Origin of the sequence: Indibacter alkaliphilus LW1 (assembly GCF_000295935.2) — a bacterium.
Lineage (GTDB): Bacteria > Bacteroidota > Bacteroidia > Cytophagales > Cyclobacteriaceae > Indibacter > Indibacter alkaliphilus.
The window spans coordinates 216,176-235,093 of sequence record NZ_ALWO02000045.1 but is presented as its reverse complement, the minus strand read 5'-3'; the positions used below and the strand labels follow the sequence as shown (position 1 = coordinate 235,093).

Annotated in this window: 11 protein-coding genes; 2 read left to right on the top strand and 9 right to left on the bottom strand. The window is 39.4% G+C overall.

All coding sequences use genetic code 11. The features are described 5' to 3' along the window. Window positions 1-103: 103 nt before the first annotated feature. From A33Q_RS16795 to A33Q_RS16760, 7 genes are all read right to left on the bottom strand, one after another. Window positions 104-610, bottom strand: coding sequence for a winged helix-turn-helix domain-containing protein (locus tag A33Q_RS16795; protein WP_009033657.1), 507 nt, complete (start codon window positions 608-610; stop codon window positions 104-106). Window positions 611-1,069: 459 nt separating this feature from the next. After that, window positions 1,070-2,248 carry an ATP-binding protein gene (locus tag A33Q_RS16790; RefSeq protein ID WP_009033658.1) on the bottom strand — a complete coding sequence of 393 codons (1,179 nt, stop codon included), beginning with the start codon at window positions 2,246-2,248 and terminating at the stop codon, window positions 1,070-1,072. Between the two features lie 308 nt (window positions 2,249-2,556). After that, a complete protein-coding gene (locus A33Q_RS16785; RefSeq protein ID WP_009033659.1) occupies window positions 2,557-2,823 on the bottom strand; it encodes a HepT-like ribonuclease domain-containing protein in 267 nt (88 codons plus the stop codon). Next, entirely contained in the window at window positions 2,813-3,106 is a 294-nt protein-coding gene (locus A33Q_RS16780) for a nucleotidyltransferase family protein (RefSeq protein WP_009033660.1), read from the bottom strand. Before A33Q_RS16780 ends, A33Q_RS16785 begins: the two co-directional genes overlap by 11 nt. Window positions 3,107-4,907: 1,801 nt before the next feature. Next, on the bottom strand, window positions 4,908-5,492 hold the full coding sequence (locus tag A33Q_RS16775) for a hypothetical protein (protein WP_009033661.1): 585 nt from the start codon (window positions 5,490-5,492) through the stop codon (window positions 4,908-4,910). A 757-nt stretch (window positions 5,493-6,249) separates the two neighbouring features. Beyond that, window positions 6,250-7,698, bottom strand: a complete 1,449-nt coding sequence (locus tag A33Q_RS16765) for an ATP-binding protein (protein WP_009033663.1) — start codon at window positions 7,696-7,698, stop codon at window positions 6,250-6,252. Window positions 7,699-8,331: 633 nt separating this feature from the next. Beyond that, window positions 8,332-8,850, bottom strand: coding sequence for a hypothetical protein (locus A33Q_RS16760; protein WP_009033664.1), 519 nt, complete (start codon window positions 8,848-8,850; stop codon window positions 8,332-8,334). Window positions 8,851-9,146: 296 nt separating this feature from the next. Here A33Q_RS16760 and A33Q_RS22230 point away from each other — a divergent pair, with 296 nt between their 5' ends. Both A33Q_RS22230 and A33Q_RS16755 read left to right on the top strand, forming a co-directional pair. After that, entirely contained in the window at window positions 9,147-9,284 is a 138-nt protein-coding gene (locus A33Q_RS22230; RefSeq protein ID WP_016255440.1) for a hypothetical protein, read from the top strand. A gap of 165 nt (window positions 9,285-9,449) precedes the next feature. Next, complete coding sequence (locus A33Q_RS16755; RefSeq protein WP_009033665.1) at window positions 9,450-9,641, top strand: CsbD family protein; 192 nt, start codon at window positions 9,450-9,452, stop codon at window positions 9,639-9,641. A 65-nt stretch (window positions 9,642-9,706) separates the two neighbouring features. On the opposite strand, the gene tamL is transcribed toward A33Q_RS16755, so the two are convergent. Together tamL and A33Q_RS16745 are read right to left on the bottom strand one after the other, a co-directional pair. Beyond that, on the bottom strand, window positions 9,707-11,995 hold the full coding sequence (gene tamL / locus A33Q_RS16750; RefSeq protein WP_009033666.1) for a translocation and assembly module lipoprotein TamL: 2,289 nt from the start codon (window positions 11,993-11,995) through the stop codon (window positions 9,707-9,709). Then, entirely contained in the window at window positions 11,992-17,040 is a 5,049-nt protein-coding gene (locus A33Q_RS16745) for a translocation/assembly module TamB domain-containing protein (protein WP_009033667.1), read from the bottom strand. Before A33Q_RS16745 ends, tamL begins: the two co-directional genes overlap by 4 nt. Between the last annotated feature and the right edge of the window lie 1,878 nt (window positions 17,041-18,918).

The following is an 18,918-nucleotide window of genomic DNA, read 5'->3' as shown; positions in this document are numbered from 1 at the left end:
TCGGGAGGTTTGTTGTTTCCTTGATTTACGAAGTACGAATTACGAGGCTATCACATACTCCAAAACATCTTGATTCTCCCTTAGCGCACTCGTTTTTCGCTTCTCATTTCCCAAATATCATAATCCCCATCAGCCCCTCCGGTTCGGATTCGTGGATGGAGACGGCGACTTTGCGGTTGATCTTTTCGAAAGTTTTGTTTTTGAGAAACTCCAGGTAATCCAGGTCCAGGTTGCGCCCGATGAGGACCATTTCTACTGTTCCGGAGTCTACACCTTTGGCATAGTCCCCGATGATATAGGCTTTCTCTACTTCTCCCATTCTTTTGACCACCTGTTCGACGAGGGTATCCAGCCCCAGAAATTTGGAGACCATTTTACTAATTTCATCGAAAAAAGGGTGGGATTGATTGGCCCGATAGACTTTGGTCTTCCCCTCCTCTCCTGCTGTGAGCAGCCCGGCTTCTGTAAGGCGGTTGAGTTCCACGCGGACTGAGTTGGTCGATTCATCAAATTCCTTGGCCAGAGAACGCAGGTATCCTGAGTTGTTGTGGCTAAAGAACTTCAGGAGGAGCTTGATGCGGGTTTTGGAGGTGACGAGGGAGTCGAGCAATTTTTTAGTGCAAAGTGGATAGTGGATAGTGGGTAGTGTATAGTGAATAGTGAGAAGTGAATAGTGGGGGTTTGGTGTAAGTTTACGGTTGACCCTAACTATTCACTGNTAACTGTTCACTGTTAACTGATTTTAGTGGATAGTGAGTAGTGTATAGTGAATAGTGAATAGTGAGTAGTGTATAGTGTATAGTGTATAGTGAATAGTGAATAGTGGGGGGTTGGTGTAAGTTTGGGGTTGGCCCTAACTGTTCACTGATTTTAGTGTATAGTGAATAGTGAGTAGTGTATAGTGGGGGTTTGGTGTAAGTTTACGGTTGACCCTAACTATTCACTGTTAACTCATCACTGTTAACTATTAACTCATCACTAATAACTATTTATCCGATTATTTTTAATCTAAAAACCTGATTTTTAATATGTTTATGAAAACCAAATCTGACAGATTTTATGAAGGCGGTTAATATAAGAACCCGAAAAGCCAAAGGGGTATTTTATTATTTAATCCTGTTTCAATATCATCAAGCGCATAATAATCGCAGGTTTGGTTCCCTTTTTTATTCTTTCCTCCAACCTCGACTACAGTGCTTTTGTCGATTTGAAAATCAGCATTTGGAGGAAGATTGAGTTTATGGCTTACATTCACCTGATTGAGGAAGAATGTTTCCCTTATATTTCCTATATCAACATTTGAACCAAGAGCAAATGCAAGATTTGGGTTGTTGAGGTAGATTTTTTCCGGTTTTTGGAGTAGGGAAACACCTTCGGTATTTTGATGTAATCCATAAATCAAACCGCTTTCCTCAAGAAAATGAAGGTAAGTGAGCAAGGTGGTTCTATTGATTGCGATTTTTTCACTAAGCTTAGAAATGTTTGGAGTAAAAGGCACTGAATCTGCGATGATAGCGAGCAGTTGCTTGATTTTGGGAATATAAGCCACATCTACTTTTCTGAGTAAGGGCAGTTCTACTTCTAAGGTGAGGTTAATTACCGCCAAAATTTGTTGATGATACAATTCACCAAATTCTTTGTAGAAAGGATAATAACCTTGTTTGAGGTATTGATTCCAAAACTTTAAAGGTTTGACTTGGGAAAGGATTTCATCTGCAATTTCCTGATGCTGTTTTAGGATTGTTTCGAGGCTGTAAAAAGGGAGGTTAAGACCCTGATCGAAATTCAGAAATTCCCGGAAGGATAGCCCTTTCATGGAATACAATACAGCTCTTCGGCTTAGGTCAGCAGCTGAATTTAAAATCTCAAGTAAAGATGAACCGGTAAATATTACCCTCAATTCCGGATAGAAGTCGTAGATGTTTTTTATTTCTTGGGACCAATTGGCATATTTATGAACTTCATCTATAACCAATACTTTTCCCCCTGATTTTGAAAATTGATCTGCCAGATCCAGGAGTGAGTTTTTTGAGAACCAAATATGATCTAGGGAAACATACAAAGATTCATTTCTGCTTAATTTGGATTTACTTAAGTATTGGAGCAAGATGGTTGTTTTCCCTACCCCTCTTGCACCGGTAATGCCAATCAGCCGATGTTGCCATTGGATCTTCTCCATCAAGCTCCTTTGAAAACTAATATTTACATTTTTAAGAAGTTTAAAATAAAGCTCAAATAGTAGTTCCATTATTTTTGTTCATCAAACTATACAAAAATAGGTATTTTTTGTTTATCAGACTATACAAAATTTCTGACTTGTATTTACTTAATCAAAATATTTAAAAGGTGAAGGATGAGTGTATAGTGAATAGTGTATAGTGACTAGTGGATAGTGGGGGTTTGGAGTAAGTTTGGGGTTGGCCCTAACTGTTCACTGTTAAACTTTTAAACGTCAAGTGATTCGGGCAATTAGCTATTCGATATTCAAATTATAACCGTAGATAATTTTTCTTTTAGAGAAGGTATGTCTACAGTGATAATTTGCCAAACGAGTATTTAATCTACCCCGAAATACTCATGCACCAATACATTCCTGAGACTGACAATTTCTCTCCAACTTATATCAGAGGTTTTTAATTTGAACTCATGAGTCAAATGATTGGCCGCTTCACCAATAATTTCTAACTGTTTAATTGTGGCAAATCGTATCATGGAGTTTTTAGAAAAACTCAAAAAGTCTACCCCATTTATGTAATTCTCAATTTCTTGAATCGCTTCAAGTATGTGTGATATCCTTTGGGGGTCCCCGATTTTACCTTTCATATATCAATTTTTTATCTGACTTGATAAATGAAGATATGTGCTTTGAAATTGACTTTTCTGTTAAAAGGTCTACAGGCTTTTTTAAGATATCTTCTAAATCATTTTTTATTTTGACAAAGGCCAATCCGATATGCTGACTATAATCCAGTTCCAGCAAAATATCAATATCACTGTCCATATCTGCATCACCTCTGGCGTAGGAACCAAAAATATAAGCTTTATCAACAGGACTCAATTCAAGGACTGTTTTGATTTTCTGGATATCCTCTTTGCTTAATTTCATTTTGAAGTGGTCTAATTTTTTCTAATAAATATACAATATTTTACAGAATTTGGATGAAACGAACCTATGGGGTAATTGTAAATTATTTGTTGATAATGAGCTAATGAATAGTGTATAGTGAATAGTGGGAGTTTGGAGTAAGTTTGGGGTTTGCCCTAACTGTTCACTGATAACTGTACACTGTTAACTGATTTTAGTGGATAGTGAGTAGTGTATAGTGAATAGTGAGTAGTGTATAGTGTATAGTGTATAGTGTATAGTGTATAGTGAATAGTGAATAGTGGGGGTTTGGTGTAAGTTTACGGTTGACCCTAACTATTCACTGTTAACTGTTCACTGTTAACTGATTTTAGTGGATAGTGAGTAGTGGATAGTGGATAGTGAATAGTGAGTAGTGTATAGTGTATAGTGTATAGTGAATAGTGAATAGTGGGGGTTTGGTGTAAGTTTACGGTTGACCCTAACTATTCACTGTTAACTGTTCACTGTTAACTGATTTTAGGGGATAGTGAGTAGTGGATAGTGGATAGTGTATAGTGGGAGTTTGGTGTAAGTTTACGGTTAACCTAACTATTCACTGATAATTATACACTGTTAACTGTTAACTAATCCCTCCCAACGCTTCGCCCTTTCAGTCCCAGGGGAAACCTAGCGGGATGAGTAATAAACTTACTCATGAGTAACAAATTTACTCGGAGATTTTTAAAATGCAAATTGGAGGGGGGTAATTTGTGGAAGTGTTTAATTGTGTAATTGGTTAATTGTTGAACTGATTGGAGGAAGGTTGTTAAAAGTTAATTGTTAAAGGTTAACCGAATGTGAATGACAAGGGAGGCCTGTTAGTGAAGACACTAACAGGGGCGGGAAAAGTGATTAAGGTTAAAGGTTAAGCGTTAAAAGTTAAAAGGTGTCCATGCCTAAATTTGGTTGTAACTGTTCTTCATGGTTAATCCCGAATTTCGAACATTGAATAATGAATGAAGGATGAGGGATGAAAAAGTGAATAGTGAGTAGTTATTAGTGAAGTTGGGAAAACATTAATTGAAGGGATATTTAAGCCTGTAAGGCTGTTCTGTGGTAGCCCGGACTGGAGTTCACGAAAGTCTGGGGTAAAAGAGATCATACCGTACACAGGAGGCCTGAAGGGCCGATCTAAAAAAGCCCCGGGTTCCGGAGCTTTTGAAAATAAAAGTCTAAGATTTTAATGGAATCAGCAGTCTAAGACTGCAAGGATAATGGTCCAAGACTAAGTCTTGAACCAAAGGGTATTGAAAGGATTACGAAACCTGTTTATCTGGTTTCGGAATTGCAAATCCCGAAGAGCGGAGATTTGGGTTCATAATGGGCCGTCCCTACAGGACGGTGGGAGACCTTGAGCGTTATTTGGCTACCAATGGGATGTGCCTATGGCACAAGGAGATTTTAGATTGTTGATTTAAGATTTTAGATTGTTGATTAAAGATTTTAGATTGAAAATCACTTATCAGCCAATTTTCCATAATGTACAAATAGGGCGGTAGCAACCGAACCAATTCATCAAACCCCTTCCGTGCTTCTCCGTGACTCCGTGGCAAAAATTGGCCCAATTCTAAGATTATTTATCCTCTGAGCATCCATCCAAAGCGAAGCTTTATCTGCGGGGAAAAGGTATAATTGTGGAATTGGTTAATTGTTGAACTGATTGGGGGAAGGTTGTTAAAAGTTAATTGTTAAACATTAACCGAATGTGATCGGTAAGGGAGGCCTGTTAGTGAAGACACTAACAGGGGCCGTGAGATCATAAGTCTCTCCACTCTTTCATTTAATTCTTCAATGCGCCACTTCTAAAACTTCCTTCTATATCAATGGTTTTGACTTCTGCTTTATCAGTAATCACTCGCAAAATTGCTTTGCCTTTAAATGTTCCTTCCACTGTAAATTTGATAGGATCATGATTCCGTAAGGTTACTTCAAAAGGCAAGGGCTCTTCATTGTAGTAGGAATAGTTTCTTTCAAACAGTTTCACATGATTTCCAGGAATAGATCCTCCAAAATAAGGGTCTCCATTCCTTCCTATACTTGAAAGCCCACGGAAAACCATAAATACACAGGCTCCTTTTCCGGATGTTTTGTCGCATCCCTGCTGAATGTCAATATCAATTGCTTCATCGTGAAAAAGAATAATATTTCTTCCTTTTCCGGGAATAAATTCTTCCAGCACCGGACTGCTTTCTGATGTTCTATAATCTTCTTTAAGATTGTAACCATATTCATAATCAACACCATCGATTTTAACTTTGACAAAGAGGTCATAATCTTTAATGATAACAGGTTCTTCAGCCTCTTTTTCCGAGCAGGAAACAAGGTAAACTAAACATAGCAATGCGAAAACTAGAGTTCTTTTCATAAGGATAAATTTTCGAAAAGTATGTTTAATTCAAATCTAAAACAATACCCTATACTGGGTATTTTTCAATGTATTTTAGTGGGAGAAATAGGGTCTAAATATTTGTTTTTTAGGTGGTTGTTTGATTGAAATTTAAGTGCTCGAGTAACTGTTTAATTGAAGACTTACCTACCGGTAAATGGATTTGGGTTCATAATGGGCCGTCCCTACAGGACGGTGGGAGACCTTGAGCGTTATTTGGCTACCAATGGGATGTGCCTATGGCACAAGGAGATTTTAGATTGTTGATTAAAGATTTTAGATTGAAAATCACTTATCAACCAATTTTCCATAATGTACAAATAGTGCGGTAGCAACCAAACCAATTCATCAAACCCCTTCCGTGCTTCTCCGTGACTCCGTGGCAAAAATTGGCCCCATTCTAAGATTATTTTTCCTCTGAGCATCCATCCAAAGCGAAGCTTTATCTGCGGGGAAAAGGTATAATTGTGGAATTGGTTAATTGTTGAACTGATTGGGGGAAGGTTGTTAAAAGTTAATTGTTAAACGTTAACCGAATGTGATCGGTAAGGGAGGCCTGTTAGTGAAGACACTAACAGGAACCGTGAAATCAGGAGCTTTTGTAAATAAAAGTCTAAGACTTTAGAAGAATTAGCAGTCTAAGACTGCGAGGGTAAGGGTCCAAGACTAAGTCTTGAACCAAAGGGCTGAACCAAAGAGGTTTAGAACTTTACAGCTGGTAATGTTTTCCTAACCTCTAGTTTTGATTTTTCATTTTCAATGTAATATCTCCAATATTGTAACTGTATATGGATGCAGGCAAAAATGACAACAATACTCCATTTATTTCTTGAATACCTAACTGGTCAATGGATGTCACCAGCGCTTTATCAATCTGATTATTTTCACAAAATTGGATTAAACTTTTTAATAAGTTTGGCTTTTCAAAATACCTGTTGCTCCATTTAATTTCTACACCCCATACAGGCTTATATTTTTTATCATCAACCAAAACCAAATCGACTTCCCCTTCTTTTCTACCCTCTTTCCAGCGGGCATAGGTTAAGTCCAGCTTTTCCCTATGCATCCATTGTGACAAAATAGCTGTTTCTACCATGTTGCCCATTTCATTGTCCGTTTCTATAATGGGTGAAAATAAGGCAGTTCGCAGTGATGAATTGGTCAAATATACTTTAAAACTGGTGACTCTTTTTAAGCGTTTTGCATTGATATCAACTTTATTCAGAACCTTGATCAGAAATGCTGCTTCAAGATACTCCAGATATTTTTTCAAAGTGTCTTTTTGAATTCCACTTTCCCTGCTCATTGTCTCATAAGAAAATTCATTGCCCGTGTTATATGCTATGTAAGTGAAAAACCTGTTCAACTCCTGTACATCTTTGATCCCATAAAGACTCGGCAAATCCCTCAACAAAACTTTATCAACGATATCGTTTTTCACATACCTTCCCATGTCACTTTGTATCCTTTCGTTCAAAACCACTTCCGGGTAACCTCCAAAATTCAGATAATGAACAAATTCTTTGTTTAAAATCTTCATATCATGGGTGAGACAATACGGAATTTCATTTTTACCATAAACAACACTTCCATTGTAAATAAGATGGTCCAAGCCTTTGAGATGGATATATTCCTGAAATGTAAGAGGGGGAAGCATAAAATCTGTAAACCTACCGGCACCACTTTCTGTGCTATGCCATTTTAAAGCCGCTGCGGCTGAACCTGACACTATAAACTTGGTTTCCGGATATGAATCAACAAGTACTTTTAGATGCCTTTCCCAATCCTTGAGGTATTGTATTTCATCAAAAAAAACAAAGCATCCTTTTAGGTCTTCTTCACGTAATGATTCTTTGCACAGATCCAAAATATCCTCCAAACCTAAATGGACATATATAGGGTTATCAATACCGATAAAGAATATTTTTTGGTGATTTACACGGTCGGCCAATAACTGTTGAATGCTATGAAATAACATGACAGTTTTTCCAACACGCCTCGGCCCCATAAGCACCAAAGCCCTACGCACACTTTTTTCTATTACAAAAGGATAAAACAAACTAAAATAAAGACGTCTCGCCATTGAACTATACATCTCCGGAATTTGCTTACTGACCCACCAGGGGTTTTCGTATTGCAAACGCTCTACAATTTTTGCTGTAGGAATAAGATTTTTATTTGACATAAATAATTTATTTCAACAAAAATAGTAATAATAAGAATACTGCAAACATCTTATTTTTACAAAAATATAAGAATTAAAGGTGATTTTTATTTTTAATAGATCTATTTGATTTACAGAATATTTTAAGAATTGCAAATCCCGAAGAGCGGAGATTTGGGTTCATAATGGGCCGTCCCTACAGGACGGTGGGAGATCCTGGGCATTATTTGGCTACCAATGGGATGTGCCTATGGCACAAGGAGATTTTAGATTGTTGATTAAAGATTTTAGATTGTTGATTAAAGATTTTAGATTGTTGATTAAAGATTTTAGATTGAAAAGCACTTATCAACCAATTTTCCATAATGTACAAATAGTGCGGTAGCAACCGAACCAATTCATCAAACCCCTTCCGTGCTTCTCCGTGACTCCGTGGCAAAAATTCGCCCAATTCTAAGATTATTTATCCTCTGACCATTCATCCTAAGCGAAGCTTTATCTGCGGGGAAATGAAAAAAATCCTCGAGGATAGAAATACCTCAAGGGTTGGGGTATCATCCAAAAAAAGAAGGTTGCCCCCTCTAATGGCAACCTCCTCTGAAAAAATACTCTTAACTTATTTAAAAAATCACCCAATCCTACTTTTAATGATGATTAACCTTCAAGATCTTCTTTGATTTTCTTGTACCGATCTTTGATGTCATCGCCCAATTTTTCAGCATTTTTCTCAAGCCACTCCCAGCTTTCTTTGGCTCCTTCTTCTATATCATCGGCGGTATTCTTAGCACCTTTTTCGGCTTTGGCGGAATTTCTTTCCCACCAAGATTCCAAATTGGACATGTGCTTCTCCGCATCCTCTTCCATTTTCTCTGCTTTCTTCCTTGCTTCAACCTTGGCTTCCTCGTACCTTTCTTCCAAGTCCTCCCATTCCTCTCGGGCCTCTGCTCTAGTATTGGCATAGGAAGTTTCCACATCATTGACCAATTGGTTATATCTCCTATCTATTACAGCCCAATTGTGGTTGGCTTCCCGATTGACAGCAGTTTCTACACTGTCTACAAAGTTTTCAAGTCTATCTACACTTTCTTTCTGTTGTTCCGTATTTCCCTTTTGATCACAGGAAACTACCATAAACAGTCCCATTCCTATTAAAATTGCGCTAGTACGTTGCATGATCTTTTTGATTTTTGTTAAACAAAAGTTGATTTAAAGTAAATTATTCAAATGTGATTCCTTATAAGGCGTATTCTGAAAATCTATAAAAACAATCTTTTAACAAATTGATTTACAGTATTTTGTGAAAAATTTTTAAATTCAATATGTAATTAGAACATAATATTATTGCCGTGAATTAATTCCACAATCATTGGCATTTTTACCCCATTTTTGGAAAATCACACTGCATGATTTATACACGTATAGTGTTAAATCACCAATAAACAAACAACGGCTGTAAATCAAGAGCAAGTATGGATGCAACGGTTCCGGAAAGATTCAGAATAGACAAGGTCAGAGCATGGTGGAAAGTGGTAAAACTACTTGACTTGACTTATTCAGCCAGCTCAAACGCCTATTACCACCTATTCAATTCCCCATATCATGACTGAAATTCCCCAAAATTATGAGCTGAATTAGTTCCTTTGGAAAGCAAAAAAAGCTAAAAGGCTTTTTAGGAGTATCATAACACACATTTCAAAGGAAACTCTGGACAGGGCATAGTTTTAGCACTTCATGAAGTAAATATTATTATTAACCTTTAAAAATTATACAAAATGAATTCGACTAAAGATAAATTAAAAGGAAACTGGAACGAGATAAAAGGTAAGTTAAAGCAAAAATATGGTGAACTTACAGAAGATGAGCTGACTTATACCGAAGGTCAGGAAGACGAACTTCTTGGAAAGATCCAGAAGAAAACAGGAAAGACAAAAGATGAAGTCAAAAGCTTTATCGATAGCCTGTAAGATATTTTTTTTGAGACCCGGCCAAGTGCCGGGTTTTTTTATGTCCAAAATTTTATTTTCTGAATTTAGAAAGGGTATCCAATCGCAAAATTCAGGACCATATTCTCCCTTCTCCAGCTACTGCTTCCAAAATCTATTCTGTCCTGCCACCTTCTCTCCGGCTCCAACCAGGGCCTGTGGACAGGAACTGCCAAATCAAACCTTAACACAAAGAGCTGTATATCTACTCTCAAACCAAACCCTGCTCCTATTCCAAGCTGTTCCAGCCAATTGTCAGTAAACCTACCACCTGGAAGGGCCTCGTTTTCATTGTACAGCCAGACATTTCCTGCATCAGCAAAAAATGCTCCCTTAAGAAATCTATTGAATGGAAATCTGTATTCCAGGTTTCCCTCAATTCTCACATCGCCGGCCTGGTCAAAAAAGCCTCCTGCTCCTATACTTTGCGGAACAAAAGTTCCCGGTCCAAGAGATCTGATCCTAAAAGCCCGGACACTTCTAGGTCCTCCTGAAAAGAACTGCTTGACAAAGGGCAATGAGGAAGAATTTCCAAGAGGAACTCCAAGGCCTCCAAAAGCCCTTGCCACCAAGTTATGTTCTTTGGTAAATCGGTGATAATAAACCAGGTCTATCTCCCCTTTCACATACTGTGCATAATCCAAACCAAAAATAAAGTCAGTATTGGAAGAGCCGACCAGGTTATTCAGCGCTTTTAACATATTGCCGGCCAGATCCACGCTGGCACTTACAAAAATTGGGTTTTTGCGTTCGCTGTCTACCAGTTGATTGTAATTCCAGGTATAATTCATCCCAGAAATAAATTGTTGTTCGAAACTCCTTCTCAGAAAAGGGTTGGAATTCAGAATTTCTTCAAAAGCAGGTGTGGTATTGGCCAGATCCACTATGCTCAAACTGATAGGGTTAAATTCATGGTATTGGTACCTGTTGACATTCCAAAAGTACCCGAAAGATGCTTTGTAAGAATTCAATTGATAAAGGTCTGTTCTATTCTGGTATTCATAACCCAGGGTAACCCTGGTTTTGGGAATTGAATAGTTAAACCTGTTCATAATCGGAACAGGGAAAATCACTCTAGGGAACACCAAAGATGCTGTCAAGCCTAATTCTATTGACCGCAATGCTTGTCTCTCTCCTGCTGCTATTTGCTGCTCATAGCCTACTTTCCCGGTCAGGTTAAATGTCTCTCCTCCTTGAAATATATTTCTGTTTTGATAGTTCAGAATCAATGCCGGCCCCACAAAACTGTTTGACTTGGTCACACCCTGTATTTCTGCCCTTAGCCCTCTTTTGTTGAGGGGCGAAAGCAAAATCCTGGCATCTAAGGGGTAAGTCCCATCTGCCATCCTTTCTTCTTCTTCATTGAAGGTGATATTCACATATCTGAAATTGCCTATGGAGGAAAGCCTGTTGGAAGTGGTGCGGGAAGTAGTGGGATTGAATTTCTGTCCTTCTTTGAAGAGAATATAATTTTCGAGCAAATCCGGCCTGAAAACCATATCAGACTGAATGATTTTCACCCCGTCAATATTGACCGTATCTGCATCATCCTCAATTCCGCTCAATGTATAATTCGGATATACCCGGATTTGTCTGATGGAATAGGGGTAAATTGATTTCTCCGGTGTCTCATTTTTCAAACGAAGGTATAGGTCATACTTCCTGCCTTCATGCTGATTGGTATCTGCTTCAAAAATCAATAAGTCTGGATTGAAATTGTAGTAGCCTTTTGCTTTGAGCGCTCTATCAATCCGCTCTCGTTCAGATTTGAAATCATCCAAATCAAATCGAGCTCCCTTTTTCAACAAGGTTTCATCCAAATCCTTTTGGATTTCCTGAATAACTTCCAGGCTGTCCCCTAATAAGTTAAAAGATTCAAGTTTGTAGCCTTCAGAAAAACTCACATTGTATTCAATAGAGGCAAATTTTTCTTTTTCATTCCACTCATAGTTATTGCTGTAAAAGAAATACCCCTTGTTTTCCATTCTATTTCCTAATATATCCAAGGTTCTTTCCGGCTGAACTTCAGATACATAAACCGGTGATTCTCCAAATTTATTTTTCAAAAACCGATTGATAAAACCAGGTTTCTCTTTGCTTCCTTTGTAATGTGCCCATAAACCGAACCTCACTCCAAGCACTTTACTGTTTGGTTGCGGCCTAAGCAGACGCTCCAGCTCATTTTCCAAAGCCTCCCTTTCCTTCTTGGATACCTCAGACTCAAGGTTCAGCTCAGCACCTTTGTACAACTTTTCTCCTTCAGGAATAAACCGCTTGACACCGCAGGAAGAGAGCAAAAAAAGTAAAAGGGCCGCTATGTAAACACTGTTTCTCATTGATTATCCATTTCTTCTAAATCCTCCAAATTTTCCAATTCATTTGGATCCAACTCTTCTTCCTCTTCTCTCTTTTTCCAAAGCTCTCTAAAAGCATTGAATTCCCTGTTGAAAATAAAGGAAATTCCGGTCACAATCAGTTGACCATCAATGACTGATTCAAACTGGTTTCTTCTGTAAGCCTTGGCTCTCCATTGTCCATTTTTATCCAAGAGGTATTCCAAACTTACATCGCCAAATAAAGCATCTCCCTGCCCCATCTCCTCTCTACTGCCTCCTTCTACATTCATCTGTCCACCTACTGAGATGATCAGCCTTTCATCAAAAAGGCTTTGTCGGGCAGCCACATTGAGCTGGGTACGGTCTTCTGGCCCACCGTTCTGGTAATCGGTAAAGGAGTCCAAGTCTACATCCAGGCTAAAGCCGGACTCTCCAAACAGCCTGTCCGACAAGGCATTCAACTGAGTGGATAGCACCTGGGACACACTGGACCTTGCAATATTCACTGAACCACCAGTGGAACCGTCATTGCCCATGGTGGGAAAAAACTGATTGAGAACAAGTAGCGCAAAAACCTGCTTGGTCACCTCATCTTCGTTTTCATTGATTTGCTGCACCATGCTGTACACAGCTCCCCCAAATGCTCCCCTATCCTGCTCCACAATATCCAGGTCAAAACTGATTTCAGGCTGCATCAGTTCGCCTCCGATGTTCAGGAAAACCTGAAATCTCAAGACCTGACGGAACTGGCCTCTTGTTTGGGCATCGGAGCCACTCAATTGGGCCTGCATCAATTCCGCCGCTGAGGTTCTCACGTTATAGATAGCTCTTAAATTCAGGTTGGCGTCCAGAGGATCACCATTCCAAACAATGGAACTACCTTGGGCCAATTCAAATCGCCTATTGACCAAATTGTACAAGTTCAGCTCATAATGCCCACTATTGACCTCATATCTTCCCGAAAGTGAAATGTCTCCATTGGGATTCATGATCATATTCAGGTCGGCCTCACCCTGAAGCCTCAGGTTATCTCCTGTCCTTTCATCTACGATCACATTGAAAGTAGCCTGTGGGTCTATTTGCAGGTTGGCTTTTACATTATAGCCTTGAATACCCCGTGTACTGATTTCTGTTTCCCGCTTATTGAGAACATCATAAGGATCTGCATGATTGACAAAAATGACAACCCCGCTTTTTTCCACCAATTCCAGTTGGCTTTCCGGAATGATCAATGTGAAATTGGTTGCCCTGTTTATCCGGAGTTTTACATCAATTTCAGGCAAATCAGTTGTTCCTTTGACATCCATATCCAGGTCAACATTGGCCCTTCCAAAAAAGAGATCATTATCTTCTCTGGTAGAATTGAGAACCTGGAAATCATCAGATCTTAATTTTAGGTCTAGTCCTATAGCGCTAAAATCCTCCGTGTCGATTTTTCCATCAATACTGAATTTGTGCCCTGATTCATCTGCTATTTCAAAAGTGGAAAAATATAAACCCGAATTATCAATTTTTAGGGTCTCATCACTGACAGAAAATTTATTGTTCAATTGGGAAACGACCAAAGAAGTATTGTTAAAATTTAGTTCTCCTTCATATTGAGGTTCCTGGAAGCTTCCTCCTAAGCGGATATTTCCACTTATGTACCCATCCGTATTCCTAATCTCCTCTCCTGCCAGTTTTTCCAGCATGGCCATTTGCAATTGATTAAGGCTAAGTTCAAGATCCAGGTTGCTACTTTCTTCATTGGCCTGTATCTCGCCTACTAAATCAAGATCTATCATCCCTTCTTTGAGTGTCAAGTTGAAATCATAATCTCTAAGTGTCTTCGCTTGTGCATCCAAATTCAGGTTCCCTAGGGCAATTTCAAAAACTTCCAATTCAGAAACTTTCATGTCAGCGATTACACCTAAGGCTTCGAAAGGATTGACTACTACCATTTCCCCATTCGCAAAGCCTTTGACAAGAGGTTCTTCCGGATTAAGGAAACTGGTCAGTGTACTCAGATTGAATTCTTTCAATACCACTCCCAAGTGTTCCTCCTCAATGGAAAGTATATCATTGCTCAGCCTCAGTTCCTGGTTATTTCTTGTGAAAACAAAATCTTCAAACTGCAGGTAATTTTCAGCATAATGGACAGCATTGTTTTCCTTCACATTCCAAGCTCTGGAATTGATGATCAGATTTTCGGGATCCACATGATAGCTCAGCGTATCCCCACTTAGCTGAAGTACTGAAGCAATATTGATAATGGGCTCTTCGTCTACCAAAGAGCGGAACAGGATTTTGATATCATTCTCCTGAAAAGTCCCCGAGAGGCTTGTTTTCCCCATATCCAAAGGACCATAGATCAGCTCATCATAGCCTGTTTCCAGACTAAGACGCTGTGCATCTCCATCCATTTCCAATGTAAAAGATTTGATAGTGGCACCGGTATATTCAAGACTGGGCAGATATAGCTGTGCCTGAAGACGGGAAGCCTCAGAATCAAACTCAAAATCCAGGTTCATGGTGTCCAGTTCCTCAATTCCTGCCAGCAGCAATTGGTCAATAAAAGGAGTGGGTATAAACCGGAAATTTGCTTTCGCTTTGATGGATTCCACTGCCACAGAATCCAGTTCACCGGTCACCAACTCTTCAAAATACTGCTGCATGGCAAGCGTTAGTAGCTCCACTGAACCATCTGCTTCTGCTTCCCCTTTGAGGAAATCCGATTGAAGCTTCAATGAAGTAATGGTATCAGCCAGCCTGGCCTCCAGATCAATTTCACCAATTGGATATGCCTGTCTCTCATAATACAAAAAGCCATCTTCGAAGTTGATCTTAGCCCTGAGGTCATCCATGCTTCCGGACACCTCTCCTTGCATTTTTATCCGGGCAGTGATATCCTGGGCCGTCAATCCCAGGGCCATAGTCTCCATATTCCTGAGATCTAGCTTGAACCTCAACTCTGGCTGAAGCGTATCCAATTTGGCAAAGGCTTCCAGGGAAACGTCAAGAATTTCCTTGTCTACAGCCAAGATCAGATTTGCAGTAGTGTCTTTTGCCTCAATCTGAAAAACCAAGTCTGAGAGGTCGTAAGTGCCCCATTCCAAATGTGAAATCTCTGTATCCAACTTGCCCTCAAGGTCATAAAGATCCTTGCCTTCTCCTGATGCAGAGACAATCAAACTAATGGGCTTAAGTTCTGGCATCCGCAGTATTTTACCCAAGTCCAGCTCATCCAGTGTCAGTTTGGAATCCAAAGAAATCCGCTCCGTATCTTTAAAATCAACATTCAGGTACATATTACCATCTGTGGTTTCCAAAACTACATCTGCCACCATCTGATTGATATTTCCTTTGGCTTTGCTTTCCAGGCTGATATGTTCGGGAATATCATAATCCAGCTCAAAAGCTTTAAGCCAAGGATTGAGCTTGCTTTGAGTGGAAGAGAAGCGAAGTTTTTCAAGGTTGAAATCCAAATTGTCAACATCCATAAAATCCGCCATTCTCAAGCGCTCCACAATGAGTCGGGTAGAATCTCCATAGTTCAGGACGAAATTTGGAAGCTCAAGCCTCTCCATCGTCCCCCTTAGTCTCCCATTCGCTTTAAGCCCATTTTTATTCAATTCACTGAAGTAAAACTCATCTTTCAGCTCAGGAGAGAAAAATAAAGCTTCGGAGGCGTCAGTTTGCAATTCAAATATATTCAGGTCTATGCTACTCAGTTCGGGTTGACCGATCAACGCATCTATGGATGGGTAATTCAGGCTAAGGTTGGCCTGTAACATTGAAGCGTTTGTTTTTACTGAAAAGTCAGCTATGGTCAACTGTTCTTTTTCTATCAAAAAATCGAAATGGAATTCCTGAAGAGCTAGTCCACTCTGCTCGGTGAATGTAAACTTATCCAGAATTAAACCTGCTTTTTGATCTTTTAGAAAGATACTGTGTGCTTTTAGGTCCAGTTCCCCTAAAGCAATATTGTCTGCATTGAAAACTCCCCTTTGGGCCTTAGCATCACCGCTTTGATAGCTTAAACTGTTATTTTCAAAATCCAGGTCTCCCAATTCCACCATCCAATCAGGCCATTCAAAACCTGTGCTTTGATTTTCGGGAGTATCAGTAGGATTTGATCCTGGGGACTGGGCTTCCAATTTCAAAGCAATCACAGATTTATGAAGGCCTATTGATTTCAAAAGTATCTTTTGGGATTCCAGATCAGCTTCTGGGATTTCTACCCAGAAATCTCCGATTTTCAAATCTGCCTCAAGCCCATCAGGGATAGAATGGTAATTCCAAGAGGCATTTTGAATACTGAGCTTTTCCAATACCAATAAGGGCAAGGGCATGTCTGAGGATGTTTCTTCCTCTTCAGCAGGGGGAAAAGGTTTAAACTGTTTGTAATCAATAGCTGATCCCAAAACAGCTATTTCTGGGACATCAAAGTTCATCTTATTGAGATCCAACTGCTCAACCCTGAATCTGATTGCCTTCCAAGAGGCATTCAGGTCAATCCCCAAGACTTCATCGTAATACTTAAGCCTAAAATCCTCCAGGTCGATAGGGCCAAGGGAGATATTGGGAAATTCACTTGCTTCAGATTGAGCTTCCTCAATTTCAGGACTGCTCAATTCATCATCAGTAGCTACAAAGGCATTGATCAAAAAGTCAAAGTTGAATTCTCCTGATGTAGAGTCTCTGCTCACATTGGCTACCAGGCCCTCCCATTCCAACTTGGTTACTTTTATATCTCCGCTGCTTATCAATGGTCTAATGGCCAAACCTGTTTCAAGGTTTTTGGAATAAAGCAGGGTATCTCCTTTTTGGTCATCCAGAAACAAACCTTCCAGGTAAAGGTTGCCAGAAAATGTTATGAACAGCCTTTCGATTTCAACTTTGGTCTGCGTCTTCTCGCTGACATAGGAAGTGGCTTTTCCCACGATGATATCCTGGCCCCAAGGACTTCTGACAAAGAGTATAACAGCCACTATTAAAAGCAAGATTACTCCCAGGATGATGCCCAGTATTTTGAAAAATTTTGAAATAATTCTCTTGATATTCAATCAGGTTCTATTCTAATGCTAGGTTCAAAGATAAGTTTTATTCAACCTTATTCCTTAATTTTCATTAAGACTTAAGGTTAAAAATGACCATTAGGTTAAATAAACAAAAACTGGTAAACGCAACCAATTTTACATCAGATTCTGATACTTGTCATGGTCCGACCATTATTGGTATAGACTGTAAACAGGTTTTGTGGGGAATTGGTTTACATTTTTGAGCACCTCAGATCAACAATGAATCACATTATAAATTACGATTTATGATTCAATGTCGTTTAGATAAGACTACAAGTTGAATTTAAGCTTTTCCAAAGTTGGGTTAAAAGTAAAAACAAACATTATTTACAAATCTGAACTTTGGAAAAGTTACCCTAAACTAACCGACATTGATTTATGAATTACGGCCTTTTTCTCGGATCATCGATTCAACAGTTCCACAATTAAACCCTTCATTCTATCTTCCCGGTCCCTGTTTTTGGCGAGAACCTAAATCCACTATTTACCATCCCTCGGCCAAAAACTAAAATCTATTATTTCAAAAACCTAGGGTTGAAACCCTAGGCTATAATATCAATCGCCCTTACAGGGCTTGGCAATTAATGCCTTTAGGGTTGTCCATTGATAAGTCAGGGAAGACCACTCCGTGATCAGAAGCACCTTGCATGGTGTTTTCTGTTCCTCAAAAATGAACGAGCAAGTTTGAAAATTGGTCAGACCTTTTAACCCTTAACAATTAACCTTTAACAAATCCAGTTAATCAGTCCTACCTACGGCAGGCGAGTAAACAATTAAACAATTCCACAATTAAACTAATAACTATTCACTTTTTCCTCCCTCATCCTTTTCATTTAACCCTTACCAAATCCAATTCAACAGTTCCACAATTCATCAATTAAACCCTTCATTCTATTTTCCCCTTCCCTGTTTTTGGCGAGAACCTAAATCCACTATTTACCATCCCCCGGCCAAAAACAAAAAAAATATCATTTCAAAAACCTAGGGTTGAAACCCTAGGCTATAATATCAATCGCCCTTACAGGGCTTGGAAGGGTGATTTCTTTACTCATGGCTACAAATTTTAGCCTTTATGGGGCTGTAATTCTCCATACCCCTTGTGCCATAGGCACATCCCATTGGTAGCCAAATTAAGGCCTAGATCTCCCACCGTCCTGTAGGGACGGCCCATTAGGAATCCAAATCTCCGCTCTTCATAATTTGCAATTGCGAAGCTGGATAAATAGGTTTCGTAATCCTTTCAATACCATTTACCTGAATGGAGCGGACTTCATGGAAAGAATATAGCTGCTTTTATGGGTATATTCATACCATCCATAACCGCCTTATTCATCCTTCATATTTCAGCTTTCTTCCTTTCAAACACCCTCACCCCCGGCCCCTCTCCCTGAATGGAGAGGGGAGCAGTCCAAAAATTCAAGCAGTTTTCCAATAAGGTGATAAATTTTTGCTTTATGGAATAGGCGCGAAGGGCCGCCCTGTGCCAACCTAGGTTGCAACCCTAGGATAAGGACAATTTCGAAAGATCACCTGAGGTCTGAAGGACCGATCTAGAATATTAGAAAAACCTCAAAACAGATCGGCCCTTCAGGCCTCCTGTGTACGGCTTGATCTCCTTTACCCCAGACTTCCGTGAACTCCAGTCTGGGCTATCACAGGGCAGCCTTTCAGGCTTAAATATTCCTTCAATTAATGTTTTCCCAACTTCACTAATAACTACTCACTATTCACTTTTTCATCCCTCATCCTTCATCCTTCCTTCATTAATCCCTCGGCCAAAAACTAAAATCTATTATTTCAAAAACCTAGGGTTGAAACCCTAGGCTATAATATCAATCGCCCTTACAGGGCTTGGCAATTAAT